The 18147-nt window shown below is 73.0% G+C and carries 18 protein-coding genes; 6 read left to right on the top strand and 12 right to left on the bottom strand.

The window, feature by feature from the left end; all coding sequences use genetic code 11:
• Positions 1–50: 50 nt before the first annotated feature.
• Positions 51–854 (bottom strand): SGNH/GDSL hydrolase family protein, encoded by an 804-nt coding sequence (locus TK50_RS23635; protein WP_043967229.1) that lies wholly within the window; start codon positions 852–854, stop codon positions 51–53.
• Positions 855–1076: 222 nt separating this feature from the next.
• On the opposite strand from TK50_RS23635, the gene TK50_RS23630 reads away from it, so the two are divergent.
• Together TK50_RS23630 and TK50_RS23625 are read left to right on the top strand one after the other, a co-directional pair.
• Complete coding sequence (locus TK50_RS23630; RefSeq protein ID WP_043967227.1) at positions 1077–1910, top strand: exonuclease domain-containing protein; 834 nt, start codon at positions 1077–1079, stop codon at positions 1908–1910.
• Positions 1911–1997: 87 nt separating this feature from the next.
• Positions 1998–2945, top strand: a complete 948-nt coding sequence (locus TK50_RS23625) for a threonine ammonia-lyase (protein ID WP_043967225.1) — start codon at positions 1998–2000, stop codon at positions 2943–2945.
• 8 nt (positions 2946–2953) lie between these two features.
• Here TK50_RS23625 and TK50_RS23620 read toward each other — a convergent pair whose 3' ends face one another.
• From TK50_RS23620 to TK50_RS34535, 5 genes are all read right to left on the bottom strand, one after another.
• A complete protein-coding gene (locus TK50_RS23620) occupies positions 2954–3304 on the bottom strand; it encodes a DUF2203 domain-containing protein (RefSeq protein ID WP_043967223.1) in 351 nt (116 codons plus the stop codon).
• Between the two features lie 129 nt (positions 3305–3433).
• On the bottom strand, positions 3434–4420 hold the full coding sequence (locus TK50_RS23615) for a nucleotidyl transferase AbiEii/AbiGii toxin family protein (protein ID WP_063838620.1): 987 nt from the start codon (positions 4418–4420) through the stop codon (positions 3434–3436).
• On the bottom strand, positions 4417–4986 hold the full coding sequence (locus TK50_RS23610; RefSeq protein ID WP_043967222.1) for a type IV toxin-antitoxin system AbiEi family antitoxin domain-containing protein: 570 nt from the start codon (positions 4984–4986) through the stop codon (positions 4417–4419). Before TK50_RS23610 ends, TK50_RS23615 begins: the two co-directional genes overlap by 4 nt.
• Before the next feature lie 88 nt (positions 4987–5074).
• Positions 5075–6160, bottom strand: coding sequence for a ferredoxin reductase domain-containing protein (locus tag TK50_RS23605; protein WP_043967220.1), 1086 nt, complete (start codon positions 6158–6160; stop codon positions 5075–5077).
• A complete protein-coding gene (locus tag TK50_RS34535) occupies positions 6157–6450 on the bottom strand; it encodes a globin family protein (RefSeq protein WP_043967218.1) in 294 nt (97 codons plus the stop codon). The genes TK50_RS23605 and TK50_RS34535 overlap by 4 nt, the downstream gene beginning before the upstream one ends.
• Positions 6451–7483: 1033 nt before the next feature.
• Between TK50_RS34535 and TK50_RS35095 the strand changes: the two genes are divergently transcribed.
• Together TK50_RS35095 and TK50_RS23590 are read left to right on the top strand one after the other, a co-directional pair.
• The gene (locus TK50_RS35095) at positions 7484–8242 is read left to right on the top strand and encodes an NsdA family TPR-like regulatory protein (protein WP_241774103.1); all 759 of its coding nucleotides are present in this window, start codon (positions 7484–7486) and stop codon (positions 8240–8242) included.
• Positions 8223–8762 (top strand): NUDIX domain-containing protein, encoded by a 540-nt coding sequence (locus TK50_RS23590; RefSeq protein WP_043969294.1) that lies wholly within the window; start codon positions 8223–8225, stop codon positions 8760–8762. The genes TK50_RS35095 and TK50_RS23590 overlap by 20 nt, the downstream gene beginning before the upstream one ends.
• 233 nt (positions 8763–8995) lie before the next feature.
• Here TK50_RS23590 and TK50_RS23585 read toward each other — a convergent pair whose 3' ends face one another.
• The 5 genes from TK50_RS23585 to TK50_RS23565 form a co-directional block, all read right to left on the bottom strand.
• Complete coding sequence (locus TK50_RS23585) at positions 8996–9934, bottom strand: aminoglycoside phosphotransferase family protein (RefSeq protein WP_043967216.1); 939 nt, start codon at positions 9932–9934, stop codon at positions 8996–8998.
• 12 nt (positions 9935–9946) lie between these two features.
• On the bottom strand, positions 9947–10765 hold the full coding sequence (gene proC, locus TK50_RS23580; protein ID WP_043967215.1) for a pyrroline-5-carboxylate reductase: 819 nt from the start codon (positions 10763–10765) through the stop codon (positions 9947–9949).
• A 91-nt stretch (positions 10766–10856) separates the two neighbouring features.
• Positions 10857–11885 carry a 6-phosphofructokinase gene (locus tag TK50_RS23575; RefSeq protein WP_043969293.1) on the bottom strand — a complete coding sequence of 343 codons (1029 nt, stop codon included), beginning with the start codon at positions 11883–11885 and terminating at the stop codon, positions 10857–10859.
• Positions 11886–12047: 162 nt separating this feature from the next.
• Positions 12048–12551 carry a pyridoxamine 5'-phosphate oxidase family protein gene (locus TK50_RS23570; RefSeq protein WP_043967212.1) on the bottom strand — a complete coding sequence of 168 codons (504 nt, stop codon included), beginning with the start codon at positions 12549–12551 and terminating at the stop codon, positions 12048–12050.
• Positions 12552–12615: 64 nt separating this feature from the next.
• Positions 12616–13113, bottom strand: a complete 498-nt coding sequence (locus tag TK50_RS23565) for a polyadenylate-specific 3'-exoribonuclease AS (protein ID WP_043967210.1) — start codon at positions 13111–13113, stop codon at positions 12616–12618.
• A gap of 244 nt (positions 13114–13357) precedes the next feature.
• On the opposite strand from TK50_RS23565, the gene TK50_RS23560 reads away from it, so the two are divergent.
• Positions 13358–14050, top strand: coding sequence for a Crp/Fnr family transcriptional regulator (locus tag TK50_RS23560; RefSeq protein WP_043967208.1), 693 nt, complete (start codon positions 13358–13360; stop codon positions 14048–14050).
• 95 nt (positions 14051–14145) lie between these two features.
• Here TK50_RS23560 and TK50_RS35090 read toward each other — a convergent pair whose 3' ends face one another.
• On the bottom strand, positions 14146–14283 hold the full coding sequence (locus TK50_RS35090; protein WP_228987051.1) for a hypothetical protein: 138 nt from the start codon (positions 14281–14283) through the stop codon (positions 14146–14148).
• A gap of 198 nt (positions 14284–14481) precedes the next feature.
• Here TK50_RS35090 and TK50_RS23550 point away from each other — a divergent pair, with 198 nt between their 5' ends.
• Entirely contained in the window at positions 14482–17997 is a 3516-nt protein-coding gene (locus tag TK50_RS23550; RefSeq protein ID WP_338390919.1) for an ATP-binding protein, read from the top strand.
• The last annotated feature ends 150 nt before the right edge of the window (positions 17998–18147 follow it).

Raw genomic sequence — 18147 nt, 5'->3', positions numbered from 1 at the left:
GCCGCCCCGGGCGCGCCGGGGTCAGAGCAGGGACAGGTGACTCGCCGGGCTCAGCCGGCGGCGGAGCGGAACACCGGGTAGTAGCCGCCGGACTGGCCGGCCGCCGTCGGGTGGTACGAGATGCCGATGCTGGCGAAGTTGAGCGCGTGCAGCCACTTCTCGCCGTAGCTGCACAGCTGGTGGCCGACGAAGATGGAGCGGACGTCGGCGAACGTGAAGCCGGCCGAGTTCGCGGCGCTGCGGGTGATGTCGTCGACCAGGTTGATGCCCTCGTTGATCTTCGCCCGCGAGTTCGCGCTCAGACCGACGCAGACCGTGCCGAGCTGGTAGAAGACCGGGTAGCCGACCACCACCACCCGCGCCGACGGGGCCTTGGACCTGATCCCGCTGTAGACCTTCGCAAGCTTGCCGGACAGCTCGGCGCGCGCCTTGTCCTCGGCGGCCTGCACGGCGGCCACGCACTGGCTCTCGCCGTAGAGCACACAGGTGGTCATGATGTTGGCGAAGCCGACGTCGTTGCCGCCGATGGTGACGCTGACCAGCGTGGTGGTCGACGACAGCGCGGAGAGCTGGTTGTTGATCACGTCCGTGGTGGTCGCCCCGGAGCAGGCCACCGACTTGTACGACGCGGGCTTGACGTTGGCGTTGTAGAGCGCCGGATACGCGTTGGTGCTGCGCTGGCAGCTCCCGCTCTCCGAGGTGTAGCTGCCGGCGCCGACGCCGGAGGCGTACGAGTCGCCGAGGGCGACGTAGCGGTCGGTGGGTGCCGCCTGGGCGGGGACGGCCAGCGTGAGCGTGGCGCCGATGGACGCCGCGAGGCTCACGGCGAGGGTAACGAGACGGGATCTCCGCACGTCGCACTCCTGGGGGTGGGAAGTGGTAGTCAGAGATAGATACCACCGAATGCACGGTAAATGGAAGATCACCGATCCCTAACAGGGGTGGTCGCTAGGGGGCGGCGACCATCCACAAGGGCCGCGCTTCCGCCCGTTCGTCGGCGTGTGCGGCGGGCCGCCCGCCGGGCGCGTACCCGAAGATCGTCTCCTGTTCGTCGACACCCCACAGGAGACAACTCAATGATCAACAAGTACGCCGGGCGCTGCGCCACCTGCCACGCCCCGGTGGAGGCCGGCGCCGGCCGGCGCGCCAGCGCCAACGGAGTCTGGAACACGTACCACGACGGGTGCGTGCCGGCCCGGGTCGCGCCGCCCGTCGGACGCCACGGCGGCTGGCACGACCTGCCGGTCGTCGGCTTCGACCTGGAGGGCACCCTGCCCGATCCGACGGAGACCCGGATCGTCTCCGCGGCCCTGGTGCACTCCGACGGCACGACGCAGGAGTGGCTCGTCGACCCGGGCGTGCCGATCCCCGCCGACGCCACGGCCCGGCACGGCATCACCGACGAGCGGGTGCGCGCCGACGGCCGGCCGGCCCGGGAGGCGCTCGCGGAGCTGGGCACGGCGGTGGCCAAGCTGATCGCCGACGCCACGCCGCTGGTGGCCTTCTGCGCCCCGTACGACGTGACGGCCCTGCACACCGAGCTGGCCCGGCACGGCCTGCCGGCCATCGACTGGGACCGGGCCGTCGTCATCGACCCGTCCGTGCTGCACCAGCAGGTCGAACCCCGGTGGTACGGCCGCCGGCAGCTCGGCGACCTGTGCCGGTACTACGAGGTCACGCTCGACAACGCCCACGACGCGGCCAGCGACGCCCGGGCAGCCGCCGAGTTGGCCCGGTCGATCGCCGCCCGGCACGAGGCCATCGCCCGGATGCGGCCGGACGCGCTGCACCGGGCGCAGGTCGGCTGGCACGCCGAGCAGGCCCGGGGCCTCCAGCTCTCCTTCGACCGGCGGGGCATCGACAGGACGGTCAGCACCCAGTGGCCGCTGGAGACGGCGCCGCGCGACTGACCCCGGCCGGGGCACGGTGCGGCCCGGGCCGCCCCGTGGTGAGCGCGGGGCGTGAGGCGGTGTGTGGTGGCGGCTAGGCTGCGCCCTGTGCAGTTGGTGAGCGCGGACGACATCACGGCGGCGCAGCGGCGGATCGGCGGGCGGGTCGTCCGCACCCCGCTGCTGGCCTGCACGCACATCGGCGACGAGTACGGCCTCGACCTGTGGGTCAAGGCGGAGAACCTGCAGCACACCGGCAGCTTCAAGACCCGCGGGGTGCTCAACGCGTTGCTCGCGCTCACCGAACGCGCCGGCCGACCGGCCGGCCTGGCGGCCTTCTCGGCCGGCAACCACGCGATGGCCGTGGCGTACGCCGGCCAGGCGTACGCCCTGCCCACCGTGGTGTGCATGCCGCCGCACGCGGTGCCGACCAAGATCGAGGCGGTCCGCCGGTACGGCGGGGAGGTCGTGCTCACCGACGACCTGCTCGGCACCTGCGAGGCCATCGCGGCGGAACGCGGATACCACCTGCTGCCGCCGTTCGACGACCCGGACGTCATCGCCGGCCAGGCCACCATCGGCCGGGAGATCCTGGCCGACGGCCCGCCGCCGGGGCTGGTCCTGGTGCCGGTGGGCGGCGGTGGGCTGATCAGCGGCGTGGCGGCGGCGGTGCGGGCGGCGGCACCGACCGCGCGGATCGTCGGGGTGGAGCCGGCCACCGCCAACGCCGTCGGGCACGCCCTGCGCACCGGCGGCGCGGCCCCGGCCACGCCGCCACGGTCGATGGCCGACGGGCTGGCCGCCCCCTTCGCCGGCCGGCACACCCTGGCCCACATCCAGGCCCTGGTGGACGACGTGGTGGAGGTCGCCGAGGACGCGATCTGGGGCGCGTGGTGGGAGCTGCTGGACGCCACGAAGCTCCTGGTCGAGCCGTCCGCCGCCGTCACCTACGCGGCGCTGCGCACCGGCCTGGTCAGTGCCGCGTCGTGCACCCGGGTGGTGCTGGTGCTCAGCGGCGGCAACGTCTCACCGGCGGCGCTGGCCACCCTGCGCTGAGCCTCCGTTCACACCCGGCGGCGGCCGGCGAAGCCGCACTCGACGCGGTGGTACCAGCGCACGTCGGAGTCGCCCTCCAGCCAGCACCACAGCACCGGGCGGCCGCCCCGCTCGCCGGGGAAGTCCAGCAGCACCGGGGCGATGCCCTTGACCTGGATGTCGTGCTCGTGCAGCTCGTCCACGACGCCGTGCAGCCGGGCCTCCAGGCCCTTGACCTCGGCGAGGCCGCCGAGCGGACTCAGCCCGCCGTCGGCGAGGTCGGCGCGCAGCTCGGCGAGGTCGGCGCGGAGCCGGATCAGCTCGTCGATGCGCGGTTGCAGGGTGGCCACGAGGTGACGCGCCTGGGCGAGGGTGAACACCGCGCCAGTATGGGGCACGGGTCTCCTCTCGCGCAGGTGTGGCGACCCCGCCCCGGCCCGGCCCGGCCCGGCCGCAAGCCGACCACCCGCACCGGCAGGGTGGTCAAGGGTTCCCAGGTTGGTGGATGGTCACTCGGCCGGCGGGTCGTCCGAGAGCTGGCGACCGCGTCGAATCGCTTCGTCGTAGACGCCCATGTCGATCGCGTCCGCCGTCAACTCGTCCAGTGCCTCACGGCGTGCTCTCGACCGGTGTTCCCGACCACCGGAAAGCGGGGTCAAGGCGGGATCAGCCAGCGCGAAAACCCGCTGCAACACCTCGTCGAAGCTCTGCGGCAACCGATCATCGAGGCGATGCTTACGTCGCCAGGCGGCCCACCGCCGCTGCGCGAGCGTCGCATAGCCGTCGAGAACCTGACTCAACGGCGCGAGCGTCACCCCGCGGTACTCGGCCACCCGTTGCACGGCTGCGGCCAGCTCGCCGCCATCGATGTCGTGCAGGCCAGAGAGCAGGTAGACGTCGGCGAAGTCGCGCCAACGGGTGTTTGCCGCACTCCGCTGCAACGCTGTCACCAGCTTCTCCGCGTACACCATGGAGAGCGGATAGCCCGTCACCACGATCTCACCGTCGAGCAGGCGTGGCAGCTTGATCGGCTTTGGATCAGGCCAGATCGGGTCGCCGACGTTGACGTCGACATGGAAGGACAGGCGGGCAGCGGCGAGGTGGCCGCTGAGGCTGACCCGCACGCCGGTGTAGACGTCGTCGTCCCGGATGGTTTCCGCCGTTGCGCTCGCCGCATCGAGCGTCAGGCCGTCGTCGAGGTCCAGGGCGCTGATGCGACGGACGATACCGAGCACCCGCTCGGCGTCGTTCGAAATCCATCGGCCCTGGAGATCCACGTCTCGGGTCGGCCGGCGGGCGGCATAGGCGGCCAGCAGCACGCCGCCCTTGAGGACCAGCTTGTCCGCGTACGGGGATCGGGCCAAGCGGGCGAGGAAGCCCTCCAGCGCATAGACCTGGTGCAGCTCGTCGGTGGGGCGGCCGGAGCGGCGCGCGAGATTCTGAAGGTCGAGGTAGGCGCGGCCGGCCAGGGTGGCTCGGGTCGGGCGCACGGTCACAGCAGGATCTCCAGAGCCTCTCGGAGTGGTCGTTCGGCCTGCGGGAAGTATCGAGCCATCGCCAGCAACTTCGCCGGTGCCGCGCCGTCGCGTCTCAGCCACCGACGCAAAGCCGGGTACGCCAGCTCCGGGCCCTCGCGGTGCCGGAGGCGAAGGGCATCGATGATGCTGCGCTCGGGCCCGTAGAGGCCGATCGAGGTCTCCGGATCGAGTGGCAACTCCGCGCGGCCGACCTCGAAGGTGGCCGGGTCGAACGCGTGCCAGGCGACCGGGGCGGCCGTCGCCGGTCGATGCCGGCCGCGCGGCAGCGCGACATCGATGCGGGAGGGAATCTCGTCGGTGAGGCCGTGACGAGCCAGTGCGCTCGTCAGGCACAGGGTGGCAGGCGGAGCCCGGTGGGCAAGCTCGACGAGGTCGATGTCTGCGGCCTCGGCGTCGTGGCGTCGATAGAGCCCATGGCCCATGCGCTCTATCAGCCCTTGGTCCCGCAATCGGTAGAGCCGCCACCGCGTCAGGCCGGCCTCCAGGGCCTGCGAGTAGCTGAAGGTTACCGGCAACGAGCGCATTGACGTTGCCTCAACCTCTCCCCCTCGCCTCACCAGAGAAACCCTACACACCCCTGCGGAACCTGTAAGGAATTCCTCCGGAAATTCCTTAGGCTTCAGCCCCCGTAAGCGGACAAAACGGCAGGTTGATGTGTTCGGCCGGGACCCCGGCGGCGAGCAGCCGCAGCCGCGACCCGGCCAGCATCGGCGGCGGCCCGCACAGGTAGACCTCCTGGCCGGGCCGGTAGTGGTCGAGCGCGACGGTCAGCGCGTCGCCCCGCTCCCCCGCCCCGGCGAGCGGGTCGTGCGACAACGCAGGCACCAGGGTCAGCCAGTCGTGGGCGCGCTGGAGCTTGTCGAGGCTGACCGAGTCGTAGAGGTCGACGAAGGCGCGCGCGCCGACGACCAGGGTCACCCGCCGCCCGGCCGGCGCGGCGACGACCTGCTCGACGAGGGAGCGCAGCGGCGCGAGCCCGGTGCCCCCGGCAACCAGCAGCAGGTCCGCCCGCGAGGCCGGGTCGACGCCCAGCCCGACGTCGCGCGGCGGGCCGAGCCAGATCGGGTCGCCGGGGCGTACCGCGTGGACCAGGGCGCGGGAGACGGCCGCGACCGCCCGGACGTGCAGTTCCACAGTGCCGTCGGGGCGCGGCGCGTTGGCCGGGGAATACCAGCGCCACCGGCCGGGCCAGCGCTCGGTGCAGACCGGCACCGCCTGGCCGGGTCGGAAGGGCAGGCGTCGCCAGGGGCGCACGGTCAGGATCGCGACGCCCTCGGCGGGCCGGTCGTGGCCGATGACCTGCGCCGGCCACCAGGCCGGGCCGCCGCCGGCCCGCTCGGCGGCGCGGGTCACCGCCGCCGAAGCCCGCCGCGCGGCCTGCGCCCACGCCGCCGCCAGCCCCGGCGTGCCGGGCGCGTGCCGGGCGACGGTGGCGGCGAGCGCGGCCTCCACCGCAGCCTGGTGCGGCAGCAGGCGATGGCGGCGGTAGGCGTGGCCGAGCACGGCCAGCAGCGCCGCCCGCCCCGCCGGGTCGTCGCCGCCGGCGGCCAGCCGCCCCAGCGCCGCGAGGAACACGGCCGCCTCCTTCGCCGGCAGCCGCCCCGGGCAGCGCTCCTCGACCGCGCACCAGAAGTCGTCGGCCGCCGCGCGGGCGTACCGCAGCAGGGTCGACCACGACGCGGCCAGGGCGGCGGTCACGCGCCGGCCTCGTCGGCGAAGGCCCGCCGGGCCGCATCCACCGCGTCGGCCGGCACGTCGAGCGCCCACAGCACCCCGGCCAGATAATCGACCACGCGGCGGTGCTGCTCCTCGGTCAGGCCCAGGCCGCGCCACGCCCCGGCCGCCGGCCGCGCGATGTCCCCCGCCGGCCCGCCGAGCGCCACCGTGAGGGTCAGCGCCAGGTGCCCGGCGAGCCGGGCCCGATCGACCCCGATGAGGTACGGCGCCAGCTCGGCGTCCGCCGCCACCAGCCGCAGCCAGCGGGCCACCGCTCCACCGCCAGGTGCCCGGCATCGTTGTCATGGAGAGTCCTTCCGTCGGGATCGCGAGGTGGGGCGGCACCGGGGCGGACGGGGACGGCGGACGCGCTGGGGGCCGCGCCCCACCGGTGCCCAGCACCCGCCCCGGGCCCATGCCGACAGGTTCGCGGCACGCGAGAGCCAGCGGCATGACTGCCAACAGATGGTCGACACGCATCCCACGCAAGTGGAGTTCTCCGATATGCACTCGGCGTATGCCGAACGCTCACGTAACGAGTTGAATGGATAGGCTCAGCGCACCCCACGATGGACGGAGACGCCCGACCATGGCGAGATCGCCGGGACGTAACGCCAACTGCCCCCGCTGCGGTGGAAGGCTCGCCCGCGACAACACCAGCGGGCGCTGCGGGCCCTGCCAGGCCACCGAACGAAACCGCGTTGCCTCACCGCCTGCCTTGCCAAACTCCTTCTGGGACCACGGGCCGATCCGGCAGGCGCTGGCCAAACGTCACTTGGGACGGGCCATCCGGGCCTACCGCTGCCACCCTTACCACGGTCGTCACCCACTGCCCCAGGAAATCGTGGCCCGTTGGCTCGGCCTCTCGCAGGCTCAGCTCAGCCGAATCGAGAACGGCCCAGCGGTCGTTCACCTCGACCGCCTCGCGCATTGGGCGCAGCTCCTACAGATCCCCCTCGCCTGTTGTGGTTCGCGTTGCCCGCAGGTCATGAGGGCGGGAAGGCCATCAGCTTCGCCGGGGCGGGCAAGCCGAGCCTCAGGTCAACGAGGAACAACCGCGAGATCAACCCCAACGCGGATTCGGCCAGCACCAGAGACCACCAACGGCAGGGGGCGAGGGACGAGCACCTGAACTTCGTACGGTCACTCCGGCTGGCTGACCGCCGAGTTGGCGGCGGTCATCTGTACGCCACAGTAACGGCCTATCTTGCAGGCAGGGTCGCCGAACCAGTACCCGTTGGGGCCAGCACACCAGGGAAGGCAGCACTCGCTGCTGCCGCCTCGCTCAACGAGATGGCCGGGTGGATGGCGCACGACTCCGGTGGCGCAGGTCCTGCCCGCCGACACCTCGGCGAAGCCCTCGCCTTTGCGGAGAAGAGCCAGGACCACCATCTCGTAGCGCAGATTCACGCAGGGCTGAGTCATCTCGCCAACCACTGCGGCGACGCGCGCGGGTCGCTGTTCCACGCCCGGAACGGACTGGAACGTCTTCGGCAGGCTCCGTCGCACGGCCGGCTCCAGGCCCGGCTTCTGGCGATGCAGGCACGCGGGTTCGCCATTGGCGGCCAACCGGTCGACGCCACCCGAGCGCTCGCCGACGCGGAGGCGTCGTTGCACAAGCCGATCACGGGCACATCAGAGTGGTTGAGTCCCTTCGACGTGACTTCGTTCGCCATCGAGGCTGCGCGCTGCCTCCTTCGCGTCGGTGATCTGGCCGAGTCCCAGCGCCGGCTCCAGGCCGCGCTGGCCGTCAGCCCGGCCGATAGGGTCAGAAGTCGCGCGTTGGCTCAACTCATGTTGGTCACGGTCTTGCTCGGCAAGGGCCAGATCGACGAGGCGTGCGTCGCAACCCATGCTGTGCTGGACGAGATCGCTGGCCTCGGATCAGGCGTCATCATCGATCAACTACAACACGCTTCGATACTCTTCGGATCTCACGCGAAGGCGTGTGCCGAGGTTCCGCCGCTCCTCGACCGTCTCCGCGACACGATCCACGAGCGATCATGGATCGGCACAGTGGGTGAGCTACGGTCAGGAGCAGCCGGTGACGAACAGCTCGGATGATCGCCCGCTCTACGAGCGGGATCCGGTTGCGTGGCAGGCATATCTGGCGGAGGGCAACGCGAAGCAGGCCCGCAAGCGGGTCGGCGCAGACGTCCTGATCAGAAACGAACAGGGCCACGTCCTGCTCGTCAACCCGCGGTACAAGCCGGATTGGGACCTTCCCGGCGGGATGGTCGAGGCGAACGAGACTCCCCACCAGGCCGCCGAGCGCGAGTTATGCGAGGAACTGGGAGTCGAGGTGAGGGCCGGACGGCTGCTGGTGGTGGACTGGGTGGCTCCGCACGGCCCGTGGGACGACAGCTTGATGTTCGTTTTCGACTGCGGCATGGTTACCGGTGAGCAGGCAAGATCACTGCGGCTGGCGGACGGCGAGCTGCTGGAATTCCGTTTCATTTCACCGGATGACGCCAGGGCGACTCTTCGCCCCTACGTCTGGCAGCGCCTTGACCATGCCGTGGCCGCTGCTACCGACGGCGGTTTCCGCTATCTGATCAACGGGGTTGCGCACGGCCCACGCTGAGAATGCGTGGCGACCCGAATCCCACGGAAGCCCGATCGTCACTCGGACTGAGCTGCCAGTACTCGTTCCTGCGTCAGGCAGCCGTCACGACGAAACGTCAGTGCCCGCTACTAGTAGATCTTGGTAGATTTCGGCCCCTCTGGGGGCCGTTTCGTACCAAGATCGCTGACCTACCGAGATTTGGGGCAGTCACCGTGCGACGACGCGACGGGCGCCTGGCCGGCGCAGGGGCTTCACCGACTGTCGCCGTTGGTGTACTCGGCGAAGATCTCGTCGAGGATCCTCCGTGAGTTCGCCGCCGCCTCGCCGACATCCGGCGCGTTCGCATAGCTGACCAGGGTCTTCCAGAGCGCCCAGCCACGCCCGCGCGCCCAGGTCGCGTCGTCCACGGCCAGCCGCTCCCGGAAGGCCCGCCGACCGTCGGCGGTCAGCAGCGTCCAGGCGATCGCCAGGTCACAGGACGGGTCGCCGACTCCGCAGGTGCCGAAGTCGATGATCGCCGCGAGGTGCCCGTCGTCGAGCAGGAGGTTTCCCTGCGCGAGGTCGCCGTGGAACCAGCGCTCCGCACCGTCCCAGCGCGCGTCCAGGGCGCGTCGCCAGACCTCGCCGGCCAGGCCCACGTCGATCCGCCCGTCGAGAGCCGTGAGCGCCCGGTCGGCCAGCCCGTCGTACGTGCGCAGGGTGCCGCCCCGGTACCAGTTGTGCCGGCCAGGGCGGGGACCGTCAGCGACATCGACACCCTGCAGGGCCACGACGAACCCGGCCAGGTCGAGCGCGAACCGGACCGGGTCGGCGATGCGGTCCGCCCGCGCGGTCTCGCCGTCGAGCCACCGGTAGACCGACCAGGCGTACGGGTAGCCCTCGCCGGGCCCGCCCTTCGCCAGCGGGGTCGGGACGGGCAGCGGGAGACGGGGGGCGAGCACGGGGAGCCACCGGTGTTCCTTGGCGACCGCCTCGGCGTACTCGACCGCGCTCGGCAGGCGTACCGACATGCCGGTGCCGAGGCGGAAGGTCCAGTTGTCCCAGCCGCCGTCGGCGACCGGCTCGACCGGCAGGTCGGCCCAGTGCGGGAACTGGCCGGCGACGAGCCGGCGCACCTGGGCCACGTCGACGGCGACGCGTTCGGGCAGCGGGCCGAGATCCGGAACGTCGTCAGCCCCCACGTCTGGCATCGCCCGTCGACCTCACTCGGACTGGGCGGCCAGCTCGCGGGCGCGGTCGCGGGCCGCTTCGAGGGCCGCGAGCATCGCCGCGCGTACGCCGTGGTTCTCCAGCTCGCGGATGGCGGAGATCGTGGTGCCGGCGGGCGAGGTGACCGCCTCGCGCAGCTTGACCGGGTGCTCGCCGGAGTCGCGCAGCATGACCGCCGAGCCGATCGCGGTCTGCACGATCAGCTCGTGGGCGACCTGACGGGGCAGGCCGAGCAGGATGCCGGCGTCGACCATCGCCTCGACCAGGAGGTAGAAGTAGGCCGGCCCGGAGCCGGACAGGGCGGTGACGGCGTCCTGCTGCGACTCGGGGACCCGGACGGTCGCGCCCAGCGGGGTGAACATCTCCTCGGCCAGGGCGAGGTGCTCGCCGGTGGCGTGGGCGCCGGCCGAGATGGCGCTCATCGCCTGGTCGACCAGGGCCGGGGTGTTGGTCATGACCCGCACCACGGGGGTGCCCTCGGGCAGCCGCCGGTTGAAGAAGCCGGTCGGCAGGCCGGCGCAGAGCGAGATGACCAGCTTGTCGGCGGGCACCTTCGGCCCGATCTCGTCGAGCAGGGCGGCGGCGTCCTGCGGCTTGACGGCGATGGCCAGCACGTCGGCCTCGCCGACGGCGGTCAGGTTGTCGACCACCCGTACGCCGTAGCGGGTGGCCAGCTCCTCGGCGCGGATCGGCCGCCGGGCCGTGGCCAGCAGCCGGCCCACCGGCCAGCCGGAGCGCAGCAGCCCGGAGAGCATCAGCTCGCCGATCTTGCCCGCGCCGATCACCGCAACGGTGTGGTCGCCCACCGCCATGGTCGTACCCCTTTCGTGGCCCGCCGTGCGGCGGGGCCGAGCGGCGCGCGCGGCGGCTCCACGGGGAACCGCCGCGCGCGCCGGGTTGGCGTCAGCTGCCGAAGAAGACCTCGGCCTCTTCGTAGCGCTCCAGCGGCACGGTCTTCAGCTCGCGGGTGGCCTCGGCCAGCGGCACCCGGACGATGTCCGTGCTCTGCATGGCGACCATCTTGCCCCAGTCGCCCTCGTGGGCGGCGTCGATCGCCTGGAGGCCGAGCCGGGTGGCGAGCACCCGGTCGAAGGCGGTCGGGGTGCCGCCGCGCTGGATGTGGCCCAGCACGACGGTGCGGGCCTCCTTGCCGGTCTTGGCCTCCAGCTGCTCGGCGAGCCACTGGCCGATGCCGCCGAGGCGGACGTGGCCGAACGCGTCCAGCTCCTGGTTGTGCAGGACCATCTGGCCGTCGAGCGGCTGGGCGCCCTCGGCGACGACGACGATCGGGGCGTACTGGTGCTGGAAGCGCTTCTCGACGTACCCGGCGACCTGCTCGACGTCGAACTGCCGCTCGGGCAGCAGGATGACGTTGGCGCCGCCGGCCAGGCCGGCGTGCAGGGCGATCCAGCCGGCGTGCCGGCCCATGACCTCGACGACGAGGGTGCGGTGGTGGCTCTCGGCGGTGGTGTGCAGCCGGTCGATCGCCTCCATGGCGATGTTGACGGCGGTGTCGAAGCCGAAGGTGTAGTCGGTGGCGCCGAGGTCGTTGTCGATCGTCTTGGGCACGCCGACGACGTTGACGCCCAGCTCGTGCAGCTTGGTGGCGACGCCCAGGGTGTCCTCGCCGCCGATCGCGATCAGCGCGTCCACGCCCTGCGCGGCGAGGTTCTCCTTGATCCGCTCCACGCCGTTCTCGATCTTGAACGGGTTGGTGCGGGACGAGCCGAGGATGGTGCCGCCGCGCGGCAGGATGCCCCGCACCTCGGCGATGCCGAGGGGCTTGGACAGGCCCTCCAGCGGGCCCTTCCAGCCGTCCTGGAAGCCCACGAACTCGTGACCGTAGGTGGCGACGCCCTTGCGGACCACCGCCCGAATGACCGCGTTGAGACCCGGGCAGTCGCCGCCGCCGGTGAGCACGCCGATACGCATGATCTGCTCATCCTCCTGGAGCATCAGGTGAAGCCCGATTTGCCCCAGGATAAGTGTCGGATCAGACCTCGGCACCGTTGCCGGCCCGGGGCGGGCCGTCCCTGCGAACTGTAGCCGCCGCGACAATCCGCCGGCAGTGCGCCCCGGGCAGGCGTCCACCGCTCAGAAGGTCACCTCGCGGTTCTCCCCCGCCCTCGGCGGCTTCCCCGTGGCCGCCGCCCTGGCGAGGCCGAGCAGGTTGACGACGGCGCCGCCCGGGGAGTCCCAGTACTCGGCCGAGCCGGCGTGCACCTTGATCAGGGTCAGCCCCGGGGTGTCCAGGCCGGCGGGGAACCAGGTCTTCAGCAGCGGGTGCCACAGCCGCTCGGCGTGCCTGCGGTCGTACCCCTCCTGGGCGGTGCCGGCGACCGACACCCAGGCGTGGTTGCGCTGGTCGGCGAAGGCCACGTTGACCTCCGGGTTGACCCGCAACTGACGCACCTTGGCCGAGTCGGCGTACGCGAAGAACCACAGGTCGCCGTCGAACTCCGCCTCCTGCAGGCCCATCGGCCGGCTGACCAGCCGGCCGTCCAGCCCGATGGTGGTCAGCATGCAGATCCGCGCGGCGCGGACCAGCTCGGTCACCCGGCTGCGGGCGTCGGCGGCGCTGGTCGGCTCACTGCTCATGGCGGCACTCCCTCGATCGGCTCGACGCCGACCCGGTGCCCCGGAGAGCACCCGCCAAACCTGATCAGCGGGCCGTCATCGCACGCCAGCGGGCGAGGTTGTGCCGGGCGTCGACCAGCGCGTCGTGCCGGGCCGCGTCGGCGTTCGGCAGGGGCGGCCGGCCCCGGTCGTCCCAGAGCTGGCGCAGCTCCTTGGTGAACCGGGGGATCTCCCGGGGCAGCCCCGGCATCGAACCCCAGAGCTGGGCCAGCACCACGTGGTCGTACGCGGCGTACCAGGCCCACAGCTCCAGCTGCTCGCCCGGCCGGCCCCGGATCGGCTCCATCAGGAAGTCGTAGAGGTCGTCGCGGATCCGCTCCCGCGACCGCCAGGCCCGGTCGGCCGGCGAGGGGAGCCGGTCCAGGACGTTGCGGCGCACCCAGGGCACGGCGCGGGAGTCGTCGAACTCCGTGGAGACGGCGTAGAACTCGCGCCCGTTCTCGTCGACGACGCCGATCGACACGAGGTCGACGGTGCGCCCGTCCTCGATGAACTCGCAGTCGTAGAAGTAGCGGTATACCATCGCCCGCCATCCTCGCCCACCGACGCCACCGGCCGCCAGCCGGGGCCGCGCCCGCCGCAACGCCCCTGCGCCGCAGCTCGGGACTGTTACGGAAGTGTCGCCGGGGGTGTACAGCGGGCGACCGGGCCGTCATGATCTGATGAGTGCCGCTACCGGACACCGAACCGGTTCGCGACCTCGCGGCGGGGGCTGACGGGTTCACCCGGCCGCGAGTTGAGGTCCTTTACCGGGGAGGGGTTGGGCCGTGGAGATGCGCCTGCCGGAGCCGGGTGACGCGCTCACGGGTGTCGAGATGTTCGCCGGCCTGGAGCCGGAGGTGCGGCAGCGGGTGATCGCGGCGGCGGTGCCGCGCACGTACCGCAAGGGCCAGTTGCTCTTCGTCGAGAACGACCCCGGCGAGTCCCTGATCGTGCTGCGCCGCGGCGCGGTGGCCGTCTTCCGCACCGCGCCGACCGGCGAGCGGGCCGTGCTGTCGGTGATCCGACCCCCGGACGTCCTCGGCGAGGTCTCCCTGCTCGACGCCTCCACCCGCTCCGCGTCGGCCGAGGCGATCGAGGACTGCGCCGCCCTCGCGCTGTCCCGGCCCGCATTCATGGAGCTGGTGCACTCCAACCCGCGCATCCTCGACGCGGTGATGCGCTCCCTCGGCGGGCTGATCCGCCGGCTGACCGAGCAGAACGCCGACCACGTCTTCCTCGACCTGCCCGGCCGGGTGGCCAAGACGCTGGTGCGGCTGGCCGGCGAGAGCCAGGCCCCGATGATCACCATCGAGCTCAACCAGAGCCAGCTCGCCGAGATGGCCGGAGGCTCGCGGCAGAGCGTCAACCAGGCCATCGGGTCCTTCGCCAGCCGGGGCTGGCTGCGCACGGAGGGCCGCCGGATCGTGGTCACCGACGTGGCGGCGCTGCGCCGCCGCGCCGGCATGAGCGACCGCTGACCGGCCGCTGACGCCGGCCCGGGCGACGGCCCACGCCGGCCTGAGCGCTGACGCCGGCCACGTCCACCAGGGGCGCGGCCGGCGTCAGCCTCGGATCACTTGCCCGGCTCGTCCGCGGGCGGCGCGCTCGGGCCGGGGCCGATCTTCGTCGGGTCGGTCGGCTTGGTCGTCGTGGTGGTCTTCGTGCTGCCCTGGTCGGGGGCGGTGCCCTGACCGTCCGGCGTGTCTACCATGCCCTGCTCCTCCAATGCGGCGAGAGTGACGGCATCGACGTCGACCGTGTCGCCCGGGGCCCACAGGGTGCCTCGCGGGTCCGTCCACGCGGCTGACAGTCGTACGTGCACGGCACTCTCCTGGCGTTCATGTCCTGAGCGGAAGGTTAGTCTGACCCGGTCGGGCGCACGATCCGCCTGCATATCGGGTAGCCGACTCTGCCGCCTGGCGCGATACTGGGCCCACCTCGCGCTCTGGAGCCGACCATCGACCTCAAGTGTGGACACTGCTCACGCGAAGCCGGTCCGGACGACCGCTTCTGCGGTGGGTGCGGGCAGGCCCTGACCCGTGGCTGTGCCACCTGCGGGCACGCCAACAGCGTCGAGGCCAACTTCTGCACCAGCTGCGGGCAGCCGCTGCGGGACCGGCCGGTGGTGGTGCAGGAGGACCGCCGGCAGGTCAGCGTCCTGTTCATCGACATCGTCGACTTCACGACGTACGCGGAGCGGGCCGACCCGGAGCAGGCCCGCAACCTCCAGCAGGCCTACTTCGCCACGGTACGACGGCTGGTGCACCAGTACGGCGGAGTGGTCGAGAAGTTCATCGGCGACGCGGTGATGGCGCTGTTCGGGGCGCCCGTGGCCACTGACAACGACGCGCTGCGCTGCGTACGGGCGGGGCTGGAGCTGCAACGCAACCTGGCCCGCCAGCCGGCCGGACCGCACCCGCCGCTCGGCTTCCGGGTCGGCATCGCCACCGGCGAGGCGCTGGTCGACCTGTCCGCCGCCCGCGACGGCGGGCAGGGTTTCGTCACCGGGGACGTGGTCAACACCGCCTCGCGGTTGCAGTCGCTCGCGCCGTCGGGCGGCGTGGTCGTCGACGAGAGCACCTGGGCGGCGACCCGGCACGACATGGAGTACGCCGACCGGCCGCCGGTGACGCTGCGGGGCCGCTCCGCGGTCAGCCGGATCTGGCTGGCCGTGCGGGCGCTGCCCCAGCGGGACCTGACCACCGCCGAGCTGACCCCGATGGTCAACCGGGAACACGAACGCGGCCTGCTGGTCAACGCCCTGCACCGCACGGTGACCGAGCGCACCTCGCAGCTCGTCACGGTGTTCGGCTCGGCGGGGGTGGGCAAGAGCCGGCTGTTGCGCGAGCTGGCCCGGCACGCCGCCAGCCTGCCCGGCCCGCCGATCACCTGGCTGGTCGGGCAGTGCCCGCCGTTCGGCGAGAACGTCACGTACGCCGCGCTCGCCGACATCGTGAAGGGCTGGGTCGGCGTGTCGAACGTCGACGACCCGGCGGCGCTCGGCGACCGGCTGCGGCAGCGGCTGGCCCGGCTGGGCGACCCGCACGCCGTGCGGCTGGCCGACCCGCTCGGCCCGCTCATCGGCCTGCCCGGCGAGCGGCTCACCCCGGGCGAGACCGAGACGTCCTGGCGGCGGTTCCTGCTCGCCCTGGCCGCGGCGGGCCCGACGGTGCTGGTGTTCGAGGACATGCACTGGGCAGACCAGGCGATGCTCGCCTTCGTCGAGCAGCTCGGCGCGGCGGCCCGGGGCGTGCCGCTGCTGGTGCTGGCGACCGCGCGGCCCGAGCTGCGGGAGCGGCACCCGGCCTGGACGGGCACGATCAGCGGGGCGATGTCGATCTCGGTGCCGCCGATGCACGACTCCGACATCGACACCCTCTACTCGCTGCTGCTCGGGCAGTCCGCGCTGCTGCCCGCGTCCCGGGGGCCGCTGATCGAGTTCGCCGACGGCAACCCGCTCTACGCCCAGGAGTACGCCCGGATGCTGCTCGACGGCGGGCTCGTCGACCCCGCCGGGCGGGCCGACCCGGCCCGTACGCCGGAGATGCCGCGCACGGTGCAGGCGGTCATCGCCAACCGGCTCGACCTGCTCGACCCGGCCGACCGGGCCGTGCTCCAGGCCGCCGCCGTCGTCGGCGTGCAGTTCTGGCCGGGGCCGGTGGCCACCGCGCTGGGCCGCCCCGTGCGGTGGGTGGAGCGGGCGCTGGGCCGGCTGCAGCGCCGGGACCTGGTGTACGAACAGCCCAGCTCGACGATGCCGGGCCAGCCCGAGTACCGCTTCCGGCACGTCCTGGTGCGCGACGTGTGCTATCAGCGGCTGCCCCGCACCGAGCGGGTGGCGCGCCACCAGAGCACCGCCGACTGGCTGGAGCAGGTCACCGACGGCCGGCAGCAGGACCTGGTCGAGGTGCTCGCCAACCACCGCTGGGCGGCGCACGAGATCGCCCGTACCGTCGGGCTGGACACCACGCCCTACGTGCCGGCGGCGCGGGCCGCGCTGCACCGGGCGGCCCGCCGGGCGTACGAGCTGCACGCGCTGGACACCGCCGCGACCCTGATGGGGCGGGCGCTGGCCCTGCCCGGCGGACCCGAGCCGACGTTGGAGCTGTTCGACGCCGAGCTGGCGCTGTTCCGCGACGGGGACGCGTTCCTCGTCGACGGCGGCGCGGCACGGTTGGCCCGGCTGGCCGGCGAGCTGGCCGGGGCCGGCGAGCCGACGGGGGCGGCGCGGGCCTGGACGCTGCTCGCCACCGCCGCGTGGCGGCGGGCGGACCGGGCCGAGACGCTGCGCTGCCTGGACCGGGCCATCGGCATCTACACCGACCTGCCCGACAGCGAGGAGAAGGCGAGCGCCCTGCTGGAGCTGGCCCGGGTGCACATGCTCAACGCGGAGACCGAGCCCGCGTGCGCGGCGGCCCGGACCGCGGCGGGCCTCGCCGAGCGGCTCCAGCTGCGGGAGGTCAGCGCGAGCGCCCGGATCACCCTCGCGGTGGCCCGTTACCTGTCGGGGGTGCCGGAGGCGTACGCGGAGCTGGTCGAGATCACCGAGCACTGCCGGGTGGAGCGGCTGGCCAGCCGCCGGCGGGCGGTGCACAACCTGGCCTGGGCGTTGCAGGAGGAGGGCGACCTGGCCGGCTCGGCGCGGCTGGTGGACGAGCAGCGCTCGCTGGACCTCGGCGGCGAGCACAGCCTCACCGCGAGCTTCGAGGACCAGTGGGCCCGGTCGTACTACGCCGGGGACTGGGGTGCGGCGGCGGACCTGGCGGCCGAGTCGACGCGCCGGCCGACCGGCGAGTGGGACATGCACATCGTCGCGGTGTCCGGCTGGATGCGGACGCTGCGCGGCGACCCGGAGGCCCCGGCCGACGGCGGCGGGCCGGACCAGGTGGAGCGGGCGGTGGCCGCCGGACGGCGGTCCGGCTTCCACCGGGTGCTGCGGTCCACGTTGGCCCACGCGGCGCTGTGCCGGGCCGTGCAGGGGCGTGAGGCCGAGGCGCTGCGGCTGCTCGCCGAGCTGGACGAGGACTGGCGGCGGACCCGGGAGATCCCGTTCGCCGAGTGGGTGCCGGCGATCGGCCACGTCGCGGTGGTGCTCGGCGGGGACGCGGCCCGCCGGGTGCGCCGGCTGCTGACCTCCGCGCCCCGGATGACGCCCTGGGCCCGGGCCGCCGGGCAGGCGGCGGAGGCCGCGCTGGCCGGGTCGACCGGCGACGCCCGGGCCGCCGCCGAGCTGTTCCGGTCGGCGGCCGAGCAGTACCGGCGGATGGGCGACCTGACCGACCACGTGCTCGCCGCCGCGCTGTCGGTGCCCACCCTGCGCGAGGTGGACCCGGCGGGCGCGGCGCAGGTGCTGGCCGAGGTGCGCGGGTTCGCGGCCCGCAACCACGCCCCGGGCCTGCTCCGGCTAGCCGGCACCACCGACTAGCCCAGCCGACCGGGCCCGCCGACCAGGCCGGCGACCAGGCCCAGCGACCAGGCCCGGCGACGGATCCCCCGGTCAACGGGATCCACCGGGGCTTGCCAGGTCCACCGGCATACCGCGTCCACCGGATTCACGGGCGACAAGGCCATCCCG

The sequence above is a fragment of the Micromonospora haikouensis genome (assembly GCF_000876225.1).
Taxonomy (GTDB): domain Bacteria; phylum Actinomycetota; class Actinomycetes; order Mycobacteriales; family Micromonosporaceae; genus Micromonospora; species Micromonospora haikouensis.
Note: the sequence above shows the minus strand (reverse complement) of the source record. Positions and strands in the feature narration are given on the sequence as shown.

Coding starts and splice junctions, on each gene's coding strand:
- TK50_RS23565 (WP_043967210.1), bottom strand. CDS start 13,113: ATGGTATACCGCTACTTCTACGACTGCGAGTTCATCGAGGACGGGCGC.
- TK50_RS23585 (WP_043967216.1), bottom strand. CDS start 9,934: ATGCCAGACGTGGGGGCTGACGACGTTCCGGATCTCGGCCCGCTGCCC.
- TK50_RS23630 (WP_043967227.1), top strand. CDS start 1,077: ATGATCAACAAGTACGCCGGGCGCTGCGCCACCTGCCACGCCCCGGTG.
- TK50_RS23610 (WP_043967222.1), bottom strand. CDS start 4,986: ATGCGCTCGTTGCCGGTAACCTTCAGCTACTCGCAGGCCCTGGAGGCC.
- TK50_RS23575 (WP_043969293.1), bottom strand. CDS start 11,885: ATGCGTATCGGCGTGCTCACCGGCGGCGGCGACTGCCCGGGTCTCAAC.
- TK50_RS23570 (WP_043967212.1), bottom strand. CDS start 12,551: ATGAGCAGTGAGCCGACCAGCGCCGCCGACGCCCGCAGCCGGGTGACC.
- TK50_RS35095 (WP_241774103.1), top strand. CDS start 7,484: ATGGCGCACGACTCCGGTGGCGCAGGTCCTGCCCGCCGACACCTCGGC.
- TK50_RS35090 (WP_228987051.1), bottom strand. CDS start 14,283: ATGGTAGACACGCCGGACGGTCAGGGCACCGCCCCCGACCAGGGCAGC.
- proC (WP_043967215.1), bottom strand. CDS start 10,765: ATGGCGGTGGGCGACCACACCGTTGCGGTGATCGGCGCGGGCAAGATC.